Annotated in this window: 2 protein-coding genes; both read right to left on the reverse strand. The window is 76.9% G+C overall.

Going from position 1 to position 21,580, the window contains the following annotated elements; all coding sequences use genetic code 11:
- Nucleotides 1-131 precede the first annotated feature (131 nt).
- Entirely contained in the window at nucleotides 132-5,486 is a 5,355-nt protein-coding gene (locus CKY47_RS06120) for a type I polyketide synthase (protein WP_306744661.1), read from the reverse strand.
- The gene (locus tag CKY47_RS06125; protein WP_442638262.1) at nucleotides 5,483-21,529 is read right to left on the reverse strand and encodes an SDR family NAD(P)-dependent oxidoreductase; all 16,047 of its coding nucleotides are present in this window, start codon (nucleotides 21,527-21,529) and stop codon (nucleotides 5,483-5,485) included. Before CKY47_RS06125 ends, CKY47_RS06120 begins: the two co-directional genes overlap by 4 nt.
- Nucleotides 21,530-21,580: the final 51 nt, after the last annotated feature.

Below are 21,580 nucleotides of genomic sequence, written 5' to 3' on the forward strand. Positions count from 1 at the left end.
CCGGTGAGGCCACCTCCACCCCCTCGGGTGGCCTCACCGGTCCACTGCTCCCCCACCCCGCACGGCACGGCGTCGAGCCGCCCGGCACCACGCGCCGGGCGGCTCGACGGCGGGAACCCCGTGAGGGGCCCTCAGCCCTGCGACTCCAGTTCCTCGTCCAGGAGGGCGAACAGCTCGTCCGCGCCGACCTCCGCGATCGCCACGTCCTCCGGGGAGAGCGCGGCCACGAGCGCCTTCAGCCGGGCCCGCACCAGGGTGCGGGCGTCCTCGTCCAGCACGCTGTCCCGCAGCGCGGCCTCCAGCCCGCTCAGCCCGGACTCCACCGGGGACGAGGTGTCGGTCAGGCCCTCGCCCAGGAAACCGGCCAGCGCGACCGCGGACGGGTGGTCGAAGATCAGCGTCGCGGGCAGCCGGCGGCCCGTCACCGCGTCCAGCCGGTTGCGCAGCTCGATCGCCGTGAGCGAGTCGAAGCCGAGTTCGATGAAGCCCTTGCGCGGGTCGACGGCGTCCCGCCGCTCGTGCCCCAGCACCACCGCCGCGGTGTCGCGGACCAGGTCCAGCAGGGCGCGGTCCCGTTCCCCGGCGGGCAGCGCGACGATCCGCGGCCACCGGTCGTCGACCGGCTCGGCCCGCCGCCGCGCACCGCCGCGCACCAGGCCCCGCAGCATCGCGGGCACGCCGTGCGCGTCGGCCCGCACCCCGCTCATGTCCAGCCGCACGGGCACCAGCGACGGCTGCCCGCACCCGAGGGTCGCGTCGAACAGTTCGAGCCCGTCCGCGAACGACAGCCCGAGCACCCCGGACCGCGCCATCCGGAGCAGGTCGGTCTCCCCCAGCTCGCCGGACATCCCGCCCTCGGACCACAGCCCCCAGGCCAGCGACACCGCCGGCAGCCCGAGCGCGGCCCGGTGGTGCGCCAGCGCGTCGAGGAACACGTTCGCGGCCGAGTAGTTCGCCTGCCCGGCCGCGCCCAGGGTCCCGCCGGCGGACGAGTACAGCACGAACGCCGCGAGGTCGAGCGAGGCCGTCAGCTCGTGCAGGTGCCAGGCGGCGTCGACCTTGGGCCGCAGGACCGCGTCCACCCGCTCGGGGGTCAGCGCGAGCAGCACCCCGTCGTCCACCACCCCGGCCGTGTGCACGACCGCCGTCAGCGGGTGCTCCGCCGGCACCCCGGCCAGCAGCGCGGCGACCGCGTCCCGGTCCGCCAGGTCGCAGGCCGCGAACGAGACCGACGCGCCCAGCTCCGCCAACGAGGCCGACAGCTCCGCGGCGCCGGGGGCGGCGGCGCCGCGCCGGCTCGTGATCAGCAGGTGCCGCGCGCCGTGCGCGGTCACCAGGTGCCGCGCGATCAGCTGTCCCAGCACGCCGGTGCCGCCCGTGACGAGCACCGTCCCCGCGGGGTCCGGGCGGACCGGGTCGCCGGGTGCGGGCGTGAACTTCGCCAGCCGGTGCACCAGGACCGCTCCGTCGCGGACCGCGACGCCGGGTTCGTCGGCGTACATCGCGCCGAGGACGACGTCCACCGGCGGGGCGGCCCCGTCGACGTCCACGACCATGAACCGGTCCGGGTACTCCAGCTGGGCCGTCCGGATCACGCCCCACAGCGCGGCGTGCGTCAGGTCGTCGACGCCTTCCTCCGGTCGGGTGGCGATCGCCCCCGACGTCACGACGACCAGTCGTGAGGCCGCCGGCACGTCGTCGCCCACCCACGCCCGCGCGAGCTCCAGCAGCCGGTGGGTCGCCTCGCGCGCCCGCTCCGGTGAGGTCCGTCCGGGCGTCGGGAACGGCGCGACCACCACGTCCGGGGCGATCGCGCCGGCCCGCACCGCCGCGACCAGCGCGTCGAGGTCCGCGAACGACGGGCCGCCGAACCCGAACACGTCCTCGCCGAGCACGGCCGACGTGGTCCCGGTGACGGCGTCGCCGGTCCACGGCGTCCACTCGACCCGGAACAGCGAGTCGTCCACCGCCGAGCGGGCCGTCGCGGCGAACGCGTCGTCCGCGATCGGCCGCAGCGCCAGCGACCCCGCGGTCAGCACCGGGACGCCGGTCGGGTCCGTGGCGGTCAGCGACACGGAGTTCTCCACGTCGGAGGTCAGCAGCACCCGCAGGGCCGACGCGCCGGTGGCGTGCAGGGACACCCCGGACCACGCGAACGGCAGCACCGGGACGTCCGCGGTCGGCCCGGCGAGCCCGATCGCGTGCAGCGCGGCGTCCAGCAGCGCCGGGTGCACCCCGTACGACGCGGCGTCCGCGTGCTCCGGCAACGCCACCTCGGCCGCCACCGCGTCGCCCACCCGCCACGCCCGGCGCAGCCCGGCGAACACCGGCCCGTAGTCGAACCCCTGCTCGGCGAGCCGGTCGTAGCGGTCGGCCACGTCGAGTTCGACCGCGCCCGGTGGCGGCCACGCGGCCGGCGCGGCGGGCGCGTCGGCGTCGGGCGAGAGCCTGCCGCCGCCGTGCCGGACCCAGTCGTCGGAGCCCTCGGCCTGCGAGTAGAGGTCCAGCGGACGGCCGCCGGAGTCGTCCTCCGCGCCGACCACCACCTGGAGCCGCACCCCGCCCTCCCGGGGCAGGACCAGCGGCGCGGCCAGCGTCAGCTCGTCGAGGCGTCCGCAGCCCACCTCGTCGCCGGCCCGGGTGGCGAGTTCGACGAACGCCGTGCCGGGGAACAGGACCGAGCCCCGCACCACGTGGTCGGCCAGCCACGGCTGGGTCCGCAGCGAGAGCCGGCCGGTGAGCACCGCGCCGCCGGAGCCGGCCGTGACGACGACGGCGCCCAGCAGCGGGTGCTCCGCGTCGCGCTGGCCCACCTCGGCGACGCCGCGCACGCGGGCGCCGGTCGGGTTCTCCAGCCAGTAGCGCTTGCGCCGGAAGGCGTACGTCGGCAGTTCGACGGCCTTGCCGCCGGCGTGGAAGGCGGGGAAGTCCACCGCCGCCCCGGCGACGAACAGCGACGCCACCGCGGCCGCCGCCGACTCGTCCTCGGGCCGGTCCTCGCGCAGCACCGGGACGAACGCCGCGCGGTCGTCACCGGTCAGGCAGGTCTGCCCCATCGCCGTCAGCACCGGGCGCGGCCCGACCTCCACGAACGTGGTGACGCCCGAGTCGAGCAGCGCCCGGACGCCGTCGGCGAACCGGACGGCGTCGCGCACCTGGCGCACCCAGTAGTCCGGCGTGGCCGGGTCGCCGCCGCCGGCGGCGGGGATGATCGGGATCGTCGGCTCGGCGTAGGCCAACCGCCGGGCGACCGCGGCGAAGTCCGCCAGCATCGGCTCCATCAGCGACGAGTGGAACGCGTGCGACACCCGCAACCGGGACGTCCGGGCGAACGCGCCCGCGACCGCGAGCACCGCGTCCTCGTCGCCCGACAGCACCACGGACGCGGGGCCGTTGACCGCCGCGATCTCCACGCCGTCGGTGAGCAGCGGCGCGACCTCGGCCTCGGTCGCCGCGACGGCGACCATCGCGCCGCCCGGCGGCAGGGCCTGCATCAGCCGCGCCCGCGCCGCCACCAGCTCGCAGGCGTCCGCGAGCGTGAGCACCCCGGCGACGTGCGCCGCGGCCAGTTCGCCGACGGAGTGGCCGAGGAGGTGGTCGGGCCGCACGCCCCAGGACTCCAGCAGCCGGAACACCGCGACCTCGACCGCGAACAGCGCGGGCTGCGCGGTCCCCGTCCGGTCCAGCGCCGCGCCGTCGTCGAGCAGCGCGCGCAGCGGCACGTCGAGGTGCCGGTCGAGTTCGGCGGCCACGAGGTCCAGCGCGGCGGCGAACACGGGGAACGCGGCGGCCAGCCCGGCGCCCATCCCGGCCCGCTGCGCGCCCTGGCCGGTGAACAGGAACGCCGTCCGCCCCGTCCCGGCGACACCGTCGACCACGCCCGCGGGGGTGCGGCCGTCGGCGTACTCCGTGAGCGCCCGCAGGGCCGCGGCCCGGTCGGGGGCCACGACGCCCGCGCGGTGCTCGGCGCGCGTCCGGGTGGTCGCGAGGGAGAACCCGAGGTCCGCGGCGGAGGCCGGGGCCGACCCGGCGAACGCCGCCAGCGCGCCCGCCTGCGCCCGCAGCGCCTCCGGGCCGGTGGCCGACAGCAGCCAGGTGACCGGCCCCGGCCCGTCGGGCGCGGCCGCCTCGACCGGGTCGCCCTGCTCGATGACCACGTGCGCGTTGGTGCCGCTGATGCCGAAGGACGACACCGCGGCCCGCCTGGGGCGCCCGGTCTCCGGCCAGGGCCGCTCCTCGGTGAGCAGGGAGACGGTGCCGGCCGACCAGTCGATGTGCGGCGACGGCTCGTCGGCGTGCAGGGTCCGGGGCAGGACGCCGCGGCGCAGCGCCTCCACCACCTTGATGACCCCGCCCACCCCGGCGGCGGCCTGCGTGTGGCCCACGTTCGACTTGAACGACCCGACGTGCAGCGGCCGTTCCGCCGTGGCCGCCTTGCCGTAGGTGGCGATCAGGGCCTGCGCCTCGATGGGGTCGCCGAGCGTCGTGCCGGTGCCGTGCGCCTCCACGGCGTCCACGTCGGACGGGGTGAGGCCGGCGTCGGCCAGCGCCGCCCGGATCACGCGCTGCTGCGCGGGCCCGTTCGGCACCGTGATGCCGCTGGACGCGCCGTCGGAGTTCACCGCGCTGCCGCGCAGCACCGCGAGCACGTGGTGCCCGTTGCGCCGCGCGTCCGACAACCGCTCCAGCAGCACCATCCCGGCGCCCTCGGAGCAGCCGACGCCGTCGGCGCCGCTGCCGAACGCCTTGCAGCGCCCGTCGGACGACAGCCCGTGCTGCTCGCTGAAGTACACGAACATGTCCGGCGTCACCATCACGGTCACGCCGCCGGCCAGCGCCAGCGAGCACTCGCCGCGCCGCAGCGACTGCGCCGCCCAGTGCAGGGCGACCAGCGACGACGAGCACGCCGTGTCCAGCGACACCGACGGCCCTTCCAGGCCGAGGGTGTAGGACACGCGGCCGGAGACGAGGCTCCCGTCGCTGCTGCCGGTGCCGTAGTCGTGGTACATCACGCCGGCGAACACGCCGGTCCTGGAGCCGCGCAGGGTGGCCGGCACGATCCCGGCGCGCTCCACGGCCTCCCACGCCGTCTCCAGCAGCACGCGCTGCTGCGGGTCGAGCGTGAGCGCCTCGCGCGGCGAGATCCCGAAGAACTCCGGCTCGAAGTCGGCGGCGTCGTGGAGGAAACCGCCGTCCGTCGAGTACGTCGTGCCGGGTCGGGCGCCGGTCGGGTCGAACAGGGCCGGGGTGTCCCAGCCGCGGTCGTCGGGGAACCCGCCGATCGCGTCCACCCCGCCCGCCACCAGGTCCCACAGCCGGCTCGGGCTGGTCACCCCGCCGGGGTAGCGGCAGCCCATGCCGATGATCGCGATCGGCTCGGACGCCGCGGCGGCGAGCTCGCGGTTCTCCGCCCTGAGCCGTTCGTTGTCCATCATGGACTGCCGCAGTGCGACGACGATCTGCTCCGTCGAGGGCGCCTCGGTCACCGTGATCCACCTCGTTCGTCCGTCGGGGTGCCGCCCATCGCCGACCTGACCAGTTCGGCCAGGTCCATGTCGGCCACGGCGGCGATCGCCGTGTCGTCCGTGCCGTTGGCCCGGGCCGGCTCCCGCGCCGGCTCGTCGAGCTCCGGCAGCAGCTCGCCCAGCAGGTACCGGGCCAGCGGGTACGAGCTCGGGTAGTCGAACACCAGCGTGGCCGGCAGGCGCAGCCCGCAGGCGGCGCCGAGCCGGTTGCGCAGTTCCAGCGCCGCCAGCGAGTCGATGCCCAGGTCGGTGAAGCCCTTCTCGACGCCGACCGCGGACGCGTCGTCGTAGCCGAGCACGGCGGCGGCGTGCTCGCGCACCAGCTCGACCGCCGCCGCGTCCCGTTCGTCCGCGGACAGCCCGGTCAGCCGCTCGGCGAAACCGGCCTGCGGTGCGGCGGCCTCGGCGACCCGCCGGGGCGTGGTCGGGACGAGGCCGCGCAGCAGCGGTGCCACCCGGTCGGCGTCGCGGAGCCCGGTGAGCCTCACCGGCACCAGGACCGGCTCCCGCGCCGCCAGCGCGGCGTCGAAGAGCGCCAGGCCGTCGTCCGCGGACAGCTCCCCGACGCCGGACCGGGCGATGTGCGCCAGGTCCACCTCGCCGTCGGTGCCCTCCCACGGTCCCCAGGCCAGCGACGTGGCCGGGAGCCCCCGGGCCGCGCGGTGCTCGGCCAGCGCGTCGAGGAAGACGTTGCCCGCCGCGTAGTTCGCCTGCCCGGCGGCGAGCAGCAGGCCGCCCGCCGAGGAGTACAGGACGAACGCGGCGAGGTCGTGCGACGCGGTCAGCTCGTGCAGGTGCCAGGCCGCGTCGACCTTCGGGCGCAGGACCGCGTCCACCTGCTCGGGCGTCAGCGAACCGAGCACCGCGCTGTCCATCATGCCCGCGGCGTGCACCACCGCGGTGAGGTCGTCGAGCGAGCCGATCAGGGCGGCCAGCTCGTCGCGGTCGGTGACGTCGCACGCCGCCACGTCGACCCGGGCGCCCTGCCCGGCCAGTTCGGCGACCAGCTCCTCCGCCCCCGGCGCGGCGAGGCCGCGCCGGCTGGTGAGCACGAGGCGCCGGACGCCGCGGGCGACGAGGTGCCGGGCCAGCAGGCCGCCGAGCAGGCCGGCGCCACCGGTGATCAGCACCGTGCCGTCGGGGTCCCACTCGACCGGGTCGCCGACCGCGGTGACCTTCGCCAGCCGGGGCACGCGGATCTCGCCCTCGCGGACGACCGCCTCCGGTTCGCCGGAGGCCACCACGGTGCGCAGCGCGCGCATCGACGCGGCCGACCCGTCGACGTCCACCAGCTGCACCCGTCCCGGGTTCTCCGCCTGCGCGGCCCGCACCAAGCCCCACACGGGCGCCTGGGTCAGGTCCACGCCGTCCGGGGTGGGCACCGCGTTCCTCGTGACCACGAGCAGCCTGCCGTCGGCGAGCCGGTCGTCGGCCAGCCACGCCTGCAACCGGGCCAGGGTGTGCCGCACGGTCGCGTGCACCCGGGCCGGCACGTCGTCGCCGTCACCGGAGCCGACCGGCAGCACGAGCACGTCGACCGGCGTCGCCTCCCCCGCGCCGGGGTCGTCGTACGACGGGAGGCCGAGGCCCAGGTCGTCGGCGCCGAGCACCGCCCAGCGGTCCATCGCCACGACCAGCCCCAGGCCGGTCACCGGCTGCCAGTCGACGCGGTGCAGCGAGTCGGGCACCGCGGCGCCCAGTTGGCTGCCGGACACGGGCCGCGTCACGAGCGCCTCGATCCACGCGACCGGCTTGCCGGCGGCGTCGGCCAGGGCCAGCGACGAGCCGCCGTTCTCCGCGCGCACCCGGACCCGCAGGGCGGGTGCCCCGGCGGCGTGCAGGGAGACGCGGTTCCAGGCGAACGGGATCGTCGTCGCGGTCAGCGCCTTCGGGCCGCCGGGGACGAGGAAGTCCGTGGCGCCCAGCGCCGAGTCGAGCAGCCCCGGGTGCAGGCCGAACCCGGTCGTCGCGGTGCTCTCGGGCAGCGCGACCTCGGCGAACACCTCGTCGTCGCGCAGCCACACCGCTTTGAGGTTGCGGAAGGTCGGGCCGTAGTCGAAGCCGAGCCCGGCGAGGTCGTCGTACAGCCCGCCGAGGTCGACGGGCTCGGCCCCGGTCGGCGGCCAGGCCGTGAGGTCGGCCTCCTCCGGGCCGAACCCCTTCGCCCCGTCCCCGGCGGCCAGCGTGCCGGCCGCGTGCCGGGTCCAGGCCCCGCCGGAACCGCCGGTGCGGGAGTGCACGGACAGCTCGCGGCGGCCGGCGGGGTCGGGTGCGCCGACGACCACGCGGAGGTCGACGCCGCCCTCGTCGGGCAGCAGCAGCGGCGCCTGCTGGGTCAGCTCCTCCAGCACGTCGCAGCCGACCTGACCGCCGGCGTGGAGGGCCAGTTCGACGAACGCGGTGCCGGGCAGCATGGTCCGGCCGAGCACCACGTGGTCGGCCAGCCACGGCAGGCCGTCCACGGCCAGCCGACCGGTGAGCACCACGCCGCCGTCGGGCAGCTCCACGAGCGCGCCGAGCAGCGGGTGCGCGGCGGACGTGGCGCCGAGCGAGCCGATGTCGCCGGTCGGCTTGGTGGCGTCGAGCCAGTAGGACCTGTTCTGGAAGGCGTACGTCGGCAGGTCCACCGCGGACGCGCCCCGGCCGGCGAACAGCGCCCGCCAGTCGATCGCCGCGCCGCGCGAGCCGAGCGTGCCCAGCGCGGTCAGCAGCGTGGTCACCTCGTCGCGGCCCCGGCGCAGCGCCGGGACGCCCACGACCCGCTCGGGCCGGTCGGCCCGGGCCGTGCCGCACTCGCGGGCCATGCCGGTGAGCACCGCGTCCGGGCCCAGCTCGACGAACCGGGTCACCCCGGCCGCCAGCAGGGCGTCGACGCCGTCGGCGAACCGGACGGCCCCCCGGACGTGCCCCACCCAGTACTCGGGCGAGGTCAGCTCGGCGGCGGTGGCGATCCGGCCGGTGACGTTCGAGACGACCGGGATCGCCGGCGCCGCGTAGGCCAGTCGCCGGGCGACGGCCCGGAAGTCGTCGAGCATCGGTTCCACCAGGGCCGAGTGGAAGGCGTGCGAGACGACCAGCTGCTTCGTCCGCCGCCCCTGGTCGCCGAAGATCGCCACCGCGGTCCGCACCGCGTCCTCGGGGCCGGAGACGACCACCGAGCGGGGTCCGTTGACGGCGGCGACGTCCACCTCGACCCCGGCGGTCGACAGCACCGCGCGCACCTCGTCCTCCGCGGCCGCGATGGCGGCCATCGCGCCGCCCGCCGGCAGCGCGTCCATGAGCCGGCCCCGTGCCGCGACGAGCGAGCACGCGTCGGCCAGCGAGAACACGCCGGCGACGTGCGCCGCGGCCAGCTCGCCGATGGAGTGCCCCGCCACGTAGTCGGGCGTCACGCCCCACGACTCCACCAGGCGGTAGAGTGCCACCTCGATCGCGAACAGCGCGCACTGCGTGTACGCGGTCCGGTTCAGCAGCCGCCCGTCGGCCGAGTCGGCGTCCGCCCAGACCACCTGCTTGAGCGGCACGTCCAGCTCGGCGTCGAACAGGCCGCACGCCTCGTCGAACGCGCCGGCGAAGACCGGGAAGGCCTCGTGCAGGCCGCGGCCCATGCCCGACCGCTGCGCGCCCTGCCCGGTGAACAGGAACGCGGTGAGGTCGGCGGCGCTGATCGTGCCGCTCACGGTGCCCGCCGGGGTCTGCCCGGCGGCGAGGCCGTCGAGCGCCTTGAGCGCGGCGTCGCGGTCGGCGGCCAGCACCACCGCGCGGTGGTCGAGCGCGGCGCGGCCGGTGCCCAGCGAGTAGCCGACGTCGGTCAGGTCCAGCTCCGGGTGTGCCCGCAGGTGCGCGGCCAGCCGCCCGGCCTGGTCGGCCAGGGCCGCGGCCACCGCGCCGGACACCGGCAGCGGCACCACCGGCAGCGGCGGCGCGGTGCGCCGGGGCGCCTGCGCCGTCGACGGGGGCGCCTCCTCGATGATGACGTGCGCGTTCGTCCCGCTGATGCCGAAGGACGAGATGCCGGCGCGGCGCGGACGCCCGTTCGGCAGCCACGGACGGGCCTCGGTGAGCAGCTCGATGCCGCCGGTGCTCCAGTCCACGACCGGCGACGGCGCGTCGACGTGCAGCGTCTTCGGCAGCAGGTGGTGCCGGAGCGCCTGCACGACCTTGATCACCGCGGCCGCGCCGCCGGACGCCTGGGCGTGGCCGATGTTGGACTTGACCGAGCCCAGGTAGAGCGGCCGGTCGCGGTCCTGGCCGTAGGTCGCCAGCAGCGCCTGCGCCTCGATCGGGTCGCCGAGCTTCGTGCCGGAGCCGTGCGCCTCGACGGCGTCCACGTCGGCGGGCCGCAGCCCGCCGGCGGCGAGCGCCGCGTGGATCACGCGTTCCTGCGACGGGCCGTTCGGCGCGGTCAGGCCGTTCGACGCGCCGTCCTGGTTGACGGCACTCGACCGGATCACCGCGAGCACCTCGTGGCCGTTGCGCCGGGCGTCCGACAGCCGCTCCAGCAGGACCAGGCCCGCGCCCTCGGCCCAGCCGACGCCGTCGGAGGCGGCGGCGAAGGACTTCGACCGGCCGTTGGGCGAGAGCACGCCCTGCCGGCTGGAGTCGACGAACAGGTCGGACTGCGAGAGCACGGTGACGCCGCCCGCGAGCGCGAGCCCGCACTCCCCCGCCCGCAGCGCCTGCACCGCGAGGTGCAGCGTCACGAGCGAGGAGGAGCACGCCGTGTCGACCGTCATGGACGGGCCTTCCAGCCCCAGCAGGTAGGAGATGCGGCCGGAGACGACCGCGCCCGAGCTGCCGTTGGGGATGTAGGCGGCGACGTCGGCGGGTGCGGCGGGGGCCCGGCTGCCGTAGTCGTCGTACATGGCGCCGGTGAAGACGCCGGTCAGGCTGCCGCGCAGCCGGGTCGGGTCGATCCCGGCGTGCTCGATGGCCTCCCACGCGGTCTCCAGCAGCAGCCGCTGCTGGGGGTCCATCGCCACCGCCTCGCGCGGGCCGATGCCGAAGAAGGCCGGGTCGAAGTCGGCGGCGTCGTGCAGGAAGCCGCCCTCGCGGGCGTAGGTCTTGCCGCGCTTGCCCGGTTCCGGGTCGTAGATGCCCTCGACGTCCCAGCCGCGGTTGGTCGGGAAGCCGGTGACCGCGTCGACCTCGTCCACCAGCAGCCGCCACAGGTCGCCCGGCGACCGGACGCCACCGGGGTAGCGGCAGGCCATGCCGACGATCGCGATGGGCTCCTGCATGGCCGCGGCGGTCCGGGCCGGGCCGGCGGGGACCTTGGCGACCGCGCCCAGCAGCTTGCCCCGGACGAACCCGGCGACCGCCTCGGCGGTCGGGTGGTCGAAGACGAGCGTGGCGGGCAGCGACAGGCCGGTCGCGGCGCCGAGCAGGTTGCGCAGCTCCACGGCGGCGAGCGAGTCGAACCCGAGTTCCTTGAACGCCTTGGCCCCGTCCACCTCGGACTTGTCCGCGTAGCCGAGCACGGTGGCCACCTGCGTGCGGACGACGTCGAGCAGGAGGCGGTCCCGCTCGCCGTCGGCCAGGCCGGCCAGCGAGGCGGCCAGCGCGTTCTCCGCGCCCGCCCCGGCCGCGGCCACCCGGCGGGTCTTCGGCGGGAGGAGGCCGCGCAGCAGCGCCGGCAGCTCGTCGGTGCGGGCCAGCAGCGCCGGGACGTCCACCCGCAGCGGGGCGAGCACGGCGTCGCCGGCGCCGAGCGCCGCGTCGAACAGCCTCAGCCCCTGCTCCGCGGTGACCGCGGGCAGGCCGAGCCGCGCCATCCGGGCCAGGTCGGCCTCGGCCAGCTCGCCGCCGAGACCGGTGTTCTCGTCCCACAGTCCCCAGGCCAGCGCGGACGCCGCGAGGCCCGCCGTCCGGCGGTGCTCGGCGAGGCCGTCGAGGAAGGCGTTGGCGGCGGCGTAGTTCGCCTGACCGGCGGGCAGCACCTGGCCGCCGGCGGAGGAGAACAGCACGAACGCGGCCAGGTCCAGGTGCGCGGTCAGCTCGTGCAGGTGCCAGGCCGCGTCCACCTTGGGCCTCAGCACGCGGTCGAGCTGCCCGCCGGTCAGCGAGTCGAAGACCCCGCTGTCGGCCGTGCCGGCCGCGTGCACCACGGCGGTGAGCGGCGCGTCGGCGGGCACCCCGGCGATCAGGTCGGCGACCGCGGCGCGGTCGGTGACGTCGCACGCGGCGACGGTGACCCGCGTGCCCAGGTCGGTGAGGTCGTCGACGAGCTGCGCCGCACCGGGCGCGGCGAGCCCGCGCCGGCTGGTGAGCAGCAGGCCGTCCACCCCGTGCACGGCCACCAGGTACCGGGCCAGCAGGCTGCCCAGGCCGCCGGTGCCACCCGTGATCAGCACGGTGCCGCCCGGTCGCCACGGCGATCCGCCCGCGGACTCCGCCTTGGCGTACCGCGGCACGAGCACCGAGCCCGCGCGGACCGCGGCTTCCGGCTCACCGGAGGCGACGACCGCCGCGACGGTCTCCACCGACGTGTCGGCGTCCGCGTCGACGAGGAACACCCGACCGGGGTGCTCGGCCCGCGCGCCGCGCGCCAGGCCCCACAGCGGGCCTTGCGCGACGTCGACGGGGGTACCGCCGGCGGGCACCGCGCCCCGCGTCACGACCGCGACCTTCGTGTCCGCGAACCGGGGGTCGGCCAGCCACGCCTGGAGTTCGGCGAGCAGCCAGGCGGTGTTCCCGCGCGCCGCGTCGGGCACGTCGCCCACGTGCCCGGGAACGGTCAGTGCCACGAGGTCCGGCGCCGGCGCGCCGCCGTCGAGCGCGTCGACGAGGTCCGCGACGCCGGCGTGGGCGGCCCCGCCCCCGCCGACGGCGACCACGTCGCCCGCCCCGGTGTTCGGGACGGACGCGGACTGCCAGGCGATCCTCAGCAGCGAACCGTCCGCGCCGGAGGCCGGCGACGCGGTGAGTTCCCGCAGCACCGGGCGAGAGACCAGCGCCTCGATCGACGCGACGGGCCGGCCTTCGAGGTCGGCCACCTCGATGGCCGACACCTCGTCGCCGTCCAGCCGGGCGATCCGCACCCGCAGCGCGGTGGCGCCGACGGCGTGCAGCGTGACACCGGTCCACACGAACGGCAGCAGCGTCGAGCCGCCCGGGTCGCCCAGGAGGTCGGCGTGCATCGCGGTGTCGAGCAGGGCGGGGTGCAGGCCGTAGGCCCTCGCCGAGGCCGCCGCCGGCTCCGGCAGCGCCACCTCGGCGAACACCTCGTCACCGCGGCGCCAGGCGGCCCGCAGGCCTTGGAACGACGGCCCGTAGCCGTAGCCGCGGGCGTCGAGCAGCGCGTAGGCGCCCTCGGTGTCGATCGGGCTCGCGCCCGGCGGCGGCCACTCCCCGAGCCCGGCGGGCTCGGGCCGCGTCGCCGACGACAGCGTGCCCAGCGCGTGCTGAGTCCACTCGCCGTCCACCGGCGCGCCGGCCGGGCGGGAGAAGATCGTGACCGGGCGGCGGTCGTCCGTCGCGGGACCGACCACCACCTGGAGCGCGACCGCGCCGTCCGGCGGCAGCACGAGCGGCGCCTGGAGCGTCAGCTCCGCCACCACCGGGTGCCCCACCCGGTCGCCCGCCGCCGTGGCCAGCTCCAGGAAACCGGTGCCGGGCACCAGGATCGCGCCCTTGACCACGTGGTCGGCGAGCCAGGGCACCGACCCGGCCGAGAGCCGGCCGGTGAGGACCGTGGTGTCCGAGCCGGGCAGCGTCACCGCGGCGCCGAGCATCGGGTGCGCCACCGGCTGCTGGCCCACCGCCGTCACGTCGTTGACCGGCGTCGCGTCGAGCCAGTAGCGCTTGTGCTGGAAGGCGTACGTCGGCAGGTCGAGGCGGATCGGGCCGTCGCCGAGCAGACCGTCGAGACGTGCCGCGCCACGGGTGTGCAGGCTGCCGGCGGCGGCCACGGCCGTGCGCACCTCGTCCTGGTCGCGGCGGCCGAAGGGCACGAACGCGACCGCGTCGGGGTCCGGCACGTTCTGCGGCCCGAGGGCCGACAGCACGCTGTCGGGGCCCAGTTCGAGGAACGTCCGCACGCCGTCGGCCGCGAGGGCGGAGATCGCGTCGCCGAAGCGGACCGCCTCGCGCACGTGGGCGACCCAGTAGTCCGGCGAGCACAGCTCCTCGGCGGTCGCCGGGCGGCCGGTGACCGTGGAGACGATCGGGATCGTCGGCGCGGAGAACGCCAACCCGGCGGCGACCTCGCGGAACTCGTCGAGCACCGGCTCCATCAGCGGCGAGTGGAACGCGTGGCTCACGCGCAGCCGGTGCGTCCGCACGCCGGCGGCCGAGGCGGCCCGCTCGATGCCCGCCACGACGTCGGCCACCCCGGACACGACCACCGAGGTCGGTCCGTTCACCGCGGCGACGCCGACCTCGGCCTCGTGGCCGCGCAGCAGCTCGCGCACGGCCTCCTCGGAGGTGGCGAGCGCGACCATCGCGCCCGGCGGCTCGCTCAGCGAGCCCATCAGCCGGCCGCGCGCGGCGACCAGCGTCGCGGCGTCCGCCAGGGACAGCACCCCGGCGACGTGGGCCGCGGCCAGCTCGCCGATCGAGTGCCCGGCGAGCGCGTCGGGGACGATCCCCCAGGACTCGACGAGCCGGTAGAGCGCGACCTCCACCGCGAACAGGGCGGCCTGCGTGTACTGCGTCTGGTCCAGCAGCCCCCGGTCGGCGAGCGCCGTGGTGCCGAAGACGACGTCGCGCAGCGGCACGTCCAGCAACGGGTCGAGCGCGTCGCGGACGGCGTCGAACGCCGCCGCGAACACCGGGTAGGTCTCCCACAGGCGGTGGCCCATGCCGACGCGCTGCGCGCCCTGCCCGGAGAACAGGAACGCGAGCGTGCCCTCGGCGCCGGCGGACCCGGTGCGCACGTGGGCGGACGGCTCGCCGGCGGCCAGCGCGTCCAGGCCGTCGGCCAGCTCGGCGGCGGTGCCGGCGAGGACGACCGCGCGGTGCTCCAGCGCCGCGCGGGTCCTGGTCAGCGACCGGGCCAGCTCGGCGGCCGGCACGTCCTCGTGGTCGGCCACGTACGCCCGCAGCCGCGCGGCCTGACCGCGGACCGCGGCCGGCGACCGGCCGGACAGCGCCACGGGGACGGGAACGCCCCGCGCGGGGGTCGACGGGTCCGCGGGCGCCGGCTCGGTGGGCTCCGGCTCGGCGGGCTCCGGCTCGGCGGGGGCCTGCTCCAGGATCACGTGGGCGTTGGTGCCGCTGATGCCGAAGGACGACACGGCGGCGCGGCGCGGGCGCCCGGCCGTCCAGTCGCGGGCCTCGGTGAGCAGCCGGACGGAGCCCGCGGTCCAGTCGACCATGGTGGACGGGCGGTCCACGTGCAGGGTCCGGGGCAGGTGTTCGTGGCGCATCGCCATGACCATCTTGATGATGCCCGCGACACCGGCGGCGGCCTGCGTGTGGCCGATGTTGGACTTGATCGAGCCGAGCCACAGCGGCTCGTCCTCCGGCCGGTCGCGGCCGTAGGTGGCGAGCAGGGCCTGGGCCTCGATCGGGTCGCCGAGGGTGGTGCCGGTGCCGTGGCCCTCGACCGCGTCCACCTCGGACGCCGCGAGGCCCGCGTCGGCCAGCGCCTTGGCGATCACCCGCTGCTGCGAGGGGCCGTTCGGGGCGGTGAGGCCGTTCGACGCGCCGTCGTGGTTGACCGCCGACCCCTTCAGCAGCGCGAGCACCGGGTGGCCGTTGCGGCGGGCGTCGGACAGCCGCTCGACGAGCAGCACGCCCGCGCCCTCCCCCCAACCGGTGCCGTCCGCCGCGTCGGCGAACGAGCGGCAGCGGCCGTCGGCCGAGAGCCCGCGCTGGCGGCTGAAGTCGACGAACGTGTCGGGGGTGGACATCACCGTCACGCCGCCGGCCAGTGCCAGCGAGCACTCGCCGCGCCGCAGCGCCTGGACCGCCCAGTGCAGGGCGACCAGCGACGACGAGCACGCCGTGTCGATGGTGACCGTGGGGCCCTCCAGGCCCAGCGCGTACGACACCCGGCCGGACACCACGCTGGCGAGGCTGCCGTTGCCGAGGTAGCCGGCGATGTCGTCGGAGACCGTGCCGAGGCGGGTGCCCCAGTCGTGGTACATGACCCCGGCGAAGACGCCGGTGTCGCTGCCGCGCAGGGACACCGGGTCGATGCCGGCCCGTTCGAACGCCTCCCAGGACACCTCCAGCAACAACCGCTGCTGCGGGTCCATGGCGGCCGCTTCGCGCGGGCTGATCTCGAAGAACTCGGCGTCGAACTCGGCCGCGCCGTGCAGGAAGGCGCCGTGCTTGACGTAGCTGTGGCCGGGCTTGCCCGGCTCCGGGTCGTAGAGGGCGTCGGTGTTCCAGCCGCGGTCGACCGGGAACGGGGTGAGCGCCTCCCGGCCGCCCGCGACGAGCCGCCACAGGTCCTCCGGGGTCTCGACCCCGCCCGGGTAGCGGCAGGCGATGCCGACGATCGCGATCGGCTCGTCCGGGTCGCCGGCGACGACCGGCGGGACGGGTGCGACCGGTCCGGCCGGGGCGAGGCCCACCAGCCGCGTGACGATGTGCCCGGCCAGCGCCCGCGGCGTCGGGTAGTCGAAGACGAGGGTCGCGGGCAGCCGCATGCCGGTGACCGAGTCGAGCACGTTGCGCAGCTCCACGGCGGCCAGCGAGTCGAACCCGATCTCGCCGAACGGGCGGCCCGGGTTGATCGCGCCGGCGCTGTCGTGGCCCAGCACGGCCGCGACGTGCGTGCGCACGAGGTCGAGCACGGCCCGGTCGCGGTCGGCCTCGGACAGGTGCGCCAACCGGTCGGCGAACTGCTGCTCCGGTGTGCGGTCCCCGGCCGGGGCGGCGCCGGCGCGCCGGCGGCCCGCGGGGGCGAGGCCGCGCAGCAGCGCCGGGACGTCGTCGCCGCGGGCCCGCAGCGCGGCGCGGTCGACGCGGGTCGGCACCACCAGCGGCACGCCGGTGGTGAGCGCGGCGTCCAGCGCGGCGAGGCTCTCGGAGACGGTCAGCGGCGCGAGGCCCAGGCGGGCGATCCGGTGCAGGTCCACCTCGGACAGCGTCGCGCCCATGCCGATGGCCTCGCCCGCGTCGGGCGCCCACAGGCCCCAGGCGAGCGACGTCGCCGGCAGGCCCAGCTCGTGGCGGTGCGCGGCGAGGCCGTCGAGGGCGGTGTTGGCCGCGGCGTAGTTCGCCTGGCCGGTGCCGTCGACCAGGCCGGCGGCGGAGGAGAACAGGACGAACGCGGACAGGTCGGCCCCGGCGGTCAGCTCGTGCAGCGCCCAGGCCGCGTCGAGCTTCGGTGCGAGGACGTGGTCGAGCCGGGGGCCGGTGAGGTCGCCCACGAGGGCGTTGTCGAGCACCCCGGCCGTGTGCACCACGGCGGACAGCGGGTGCTCGGACGGGACTTCCGCCAGGGCGGCCGAGAGCGACCGCGCGTCGGTGACGTCGCAGGCGACGACCCGCGTGGTGGCGCCCAGCCCGGTCAGCTCGGCGACCAGCTCCGCCGCGCCGGGCGCGTCGGGTCCCCGGCGGCTGAGCAGCAGGAGGCTGCGGACGCCGTGGGCGGTGACCAGGTGCCGGGCGACCCGCGCGCCGAGCCCGCCGGTCCCGCCGGTGATCAGCGCGGTGCCGTCGGCCCGCCAGGCGGTCCCGTCGGCGTCGGCGTCCGCGTCGGCGGTGAGGCGGACGAGCCGGGCGGCCCGCACCTGCCCGCCGTCGATCCGCAGTTCCGGTTCGCCCGACCCGAGCGCGGTGGCCAGCGCCTCCCGCGACAGCCCGCCCTCGACGAGGACGACCCGGCCGGGGTGCTCGGCCTGGGCCGAGCGCACCAGCCCGCGCACGGCGGCGTCGGCCGGCGTGCCGGAGGTGGCGACCACGAGCCTGGACCCGGCGTGGCGGTCGTCGCCCAGCCAGTCCTTCAGCACCGCGAGCACGCGGTGGACGGCGTGCCTGGCCGCGGCGGGGACGTCGCCGTCCCGCGCCGGGATCGGCAGCAGCACGGCGTCCGGGACGTCGGGGAGCGAGTCGAGCGAGTCGACCACGGGGACGTCCAGGCCCGCCGGGTCACCCAGTGCCACCACCGACGGCGTCACGTCCGACGCCGGCACCGGCGTCCAGTCGACGGTGTGGAGCAGGTCCCGCGCCCGCGCACCGAGGTCGCCGCCGCGGACCGGGCGGGACCGGAACGACTCCACCGACAGCACCGGCGCGCCGGCCGGGTCGGTGAGCTCCAGCGCGACGCCGCCGGTCGCGGGCGAGGTGATGCGCACCCGCACCTCCCCGGCGCCGACCGCGTGCAGCCGCACGCCGGTCCACGCGAAGGGCAACCGGATCTCGTCGGCCTCCCGGGCCTCGCCGGGGGCGAAGTCCGTGGCGTGCAGCACGGCGTCGAGCAGCGCCGGGTGGACCCCGAACGCGCTGTCGCGCCCGCCGGCGGGCAGGGCCACGTCCGCGTAGACGACGTCGTCGCGCCGCCACGCCGTGCGCAGGCCCCGGAACAGCGGGCCGTACCCGTAGCCGTGCGCCGCCAGCTCGTCGTACAGCTCGCCGGTGGCCACCACCTCGGCCCCGGCCGGCGGCCACTCGGTCGCCGGCGCGGGTTCCGCGTCCGGCGCGCCGGCGAGCACGCCGACGGCGTGCCTGGTCCACACCGCGTCGTCGTCGTGGTCGGGGCGCGAGTAGAACTCGACGGTGCGGCGGCCGTCCTCGTCGGGGCCGACCACCGCCTGGAGGACGACCCCGCCCACCTCGGGCAGCGCCAGCGGCGCGTGCAGGGTCAGCTCGTCGACCACGTCGCACCCGGTCCGCTCGGCGGCGTGCAGGGCCATCTCGACGAACGCGGTTCCGGGCAGCAGGACCGTGCCGGCGATGGTGTGCTCGGCCAGCCACGGGTGCGTCCGGAGCCCGATGCCGCCGGTCAGCACCAGGCCGCCGTGGTCGGCGAGGCCCACCGCGGCGGCCAGCAGGGGGTGGCCGGAGGTGAGCGGGCCCAGGTCCGCCGCGCCGGCGGGGGCGGTGAGCCAGTAGTGCGAGCGCTGGAAGGCGTAGGTCGGCAGGTCGACCCGCCGGGCCGCGCCGAAGACCGCGGTCCAGTCGACCGCGACGCCGCGGGCGTGCAGCCGGCCGAGCGCGCCCGTGAGGGTGGCGACCTCCGCGTGGTCGCGGCGCTGCGCGGCGACGAACGCGATGTCGCGGGCGTGCGGACCGGTGGCGGCCAGCGCGGCGAGGATCGCGTCCGGGCCGACCTCGACCGCCGTGGTCACGCCGGCCCCGGCGAGGGCCGCGACGCCGTCGGCGAACCGGACGGGGCGGCGCACGTGCCACAGCCAGTACCCCGGCGAGCACAGCTCCTCCGGCGTCGCCGGCCGGCCGGTCACGTTGGAGATCACCGGGATGGTCGGCGGCGCGTAGTCGACGATGTCCAGGATTTCGCGGAAGTCGTCGAGCATCGGCTCCATCAGCGGCGAGTGGAACGCGTGCGAGACCCGCAGTTCGCTCGTCTTCCGGCCCTGCGCCTCGAACAGCGCCACCACGGCGGCGACCGCGTCGGCCTCGCCCGAGACGACCACGGACGACGGGCCGTTGACGGCGGCGATGCTCACGCGCTCGTCGAGCAGCGGCAGGACCTCGTCCTCGGTCGCGGCGAGCGCGACCATCCGGCCGCCGACGGGCAGCGCCTGCATGAGGCGTCCCCGCGCGGCGACGACGAGGCAGGCGTCGGCCAGCGTCCACACGCCGGCGACGTGCGCGGCGGCCAGCTCGCCGATGGAGTGGCCGAGCAGGACGTCCGGCCGCACGCCCCAGGACTCCAGCAGCCGCGCGAGCGCGACCTCGACGGCGAACAACGCGCACTGGGCGTACTGGGTGCCGTTCAGCTCGTCGGCGTCGTCGCCGAACAGGACGTCCCGCAGCGGCCGGTCCAGCTGCACGTCGAGGTGGTCGACCGCCTCGTCGAAGACCTCGGCGAACACGGGGTGGGCGAGGTACAGCTCCCGGCCCATCGCGAGCCGCTGGGAGCCCTGGCCGGTGAACAGCATCGCGAGCTTGCCCGGCGTGCGGGTGCCGGTGACCACGGCCTGGTCCGGTTCGCCCGCGGCGAGCGCCCGCAGGCCGCGCACGGCGTCGGCGGTGCTCCCGGCGACGACCACCGCGCGGTGGTCGTGCGCGGCCCGCGTGGTGGCGAGGGAGAAGCCGAGGTCGGTGAGGTCGGTGGACGCGGCGGTGGCGACCAGCCGGTCGGCCTGGGCCCGCAGCGCCTCCTCGCCGCGGGCCGAGACCACGAGCGGGACGACCGGGAGCGGGTCGCCGGCGCCGTCCTCGTCCGCGGTGGCGGGCGCCTGCTCCAGGATGACGTGCGCGTTGGTGCCGCTGACGCCGAAGGAGGACACGCCGGCGCGGCGCGGACGGTCGGGGGCGGACCACTCGCGGGCCTCGGTGAGCAACTCCACCGCGCCGGAGGACCAGTCGACGTGCGGGGTCGGCGCGTCCACGTGCAGCGTCCTCGGCAGCACGCCGCGGCGCATGGCCTCGACCATCTTGATCACACCGGCCACGCCGGCCGCCGCCTGGGTGTGCCCGATGTTGGACTTGATCGAGCCGAGCAGCAACGGGGTCTCGCGGCCCTGGCCGTAGGCGGCGAGCAGGGCCTGCGCCTCGATCGGGTCGCCGAGGCGGGTGCCGGTGCCGTGCGCCTCGACCGCGTCCACGTCGGCGGGCCCGAGGTCGGCGTCGGCCAGCGCCCGGTGGATCACGCGCTGCTGCGACGGGCCGTTCGGGGCGGTGAGGCCGTTGGACGCGCCGTCGGAGTTGATGGCCGAGCCGCGGACGACGGCGAGCACGGTGTGCCCGTTCGCCACGGCGTCGGAGAGCCGTTCCAGCACCAGGATGCCGACGCCCTCGGCGAAGCCCGTGCCGTCGGCGGACGCGGCGAACGCCTTGCAGCGGCCGTCCTCGGCGAGGCCGCGCTGGCGGCTGAACGCGGTGAACGTGCCGGGCCCGCCCATCACGGCGACGCCGCCGGCGAGCGCGAGGTGCGTCTCGCCGCTGCGCAGCGCCTGCACCGCGAGGTGCAGGGCGACCAGCGAGCCGGAGCACGCGGTGTCGACGGTGAGGGTGGGGCCTTCGAGGCCGAGCGCGTAGGCGACGCGGCCGGAGACGACGCTCGGCGCGTTGCCGGTGAGCAGGTAGCCGTCGAGGCCGTCCGGGGCTTCGTGCAGCCTCGGGCCGTACTCCTGGGCCTCGGCCCCGACGAACACCCCGGCGGGCGTGCCGCGCAGGTCCGTCGGGTCGATCTTCGCCCGCTCCAGGGCCTCCCAGGCCGTTTCCAGCACGAGCCGCTGCTGGGGGTCCATCGCGGACGCCTCGCGCGGCGAGATGCCGAAGAAGCCCGCGTCGAACTCGCCGGCGTCGGGCAGGAAGCCGCCGGAGGTCACGTAACTGCTGCCCGGCCGGTCGGGGTCCGGGTCGTAGAGGCCGTCGAGGTCCCAGCCGCGGTCGGTCGGGAACCCGGAGGTGGTGTGCACCTCGTCGGCGACGAGCCGCCACAGCTCCTCCGGCGACGTCGCGCCGCCGGGGTAGCGGCAGCCGATGCCGATGATGGCGATCGGGTCGTCCGCGCCGGCCGCCGACCCGCGCCGGACGGGGTCGGGCGCCTCGGCGCCGAACACCTCCGCGTGCAGCAGGCGCGCGACCGCGCCGGGGGTCGGGTGGTCGAAGGCCACCGTGACCGGCAGGTCGAGCCCGGTGGCCTCGGTGAGCCGCGCGTGCAGCTCCACCGCCGCCAGCGAGTCGAACCCCAGGTCGGAGAAGGCCTTCTCCGGGTCGAGCACCGCCGGCACCTCCGGCAGCACCGCCCGCAGCGCGTCCCGGGTCGCGCCGTGCACGACGTCCGCCAGGAACGCCGCGCGGTCGCCGGGCGGCAGGTCGCCCAGCCGGTCGGCGAACCCGGATTTCCGATTCGATGCGTCCCCGGCGCCGGAAGGCGCGGAAGCTGCCGTCTCAAACTCACGCATTGCGCACTCCACCGCTGTAGCAAGCCAGCACTCATGGTCTGTTCGTCGGATCGCGGGTCGGCC

Origin of the sequence: Saccharothrix longispora, from assembly GCF_030852425.1 — a bacterium.
Taxonomy (GTDB): Bacteria; Actinomycetota; Actinomycetes; order Mycobacteriales; family Pseudonocardiaceae; genus Actinosynnema; species Actinosynnema longispora.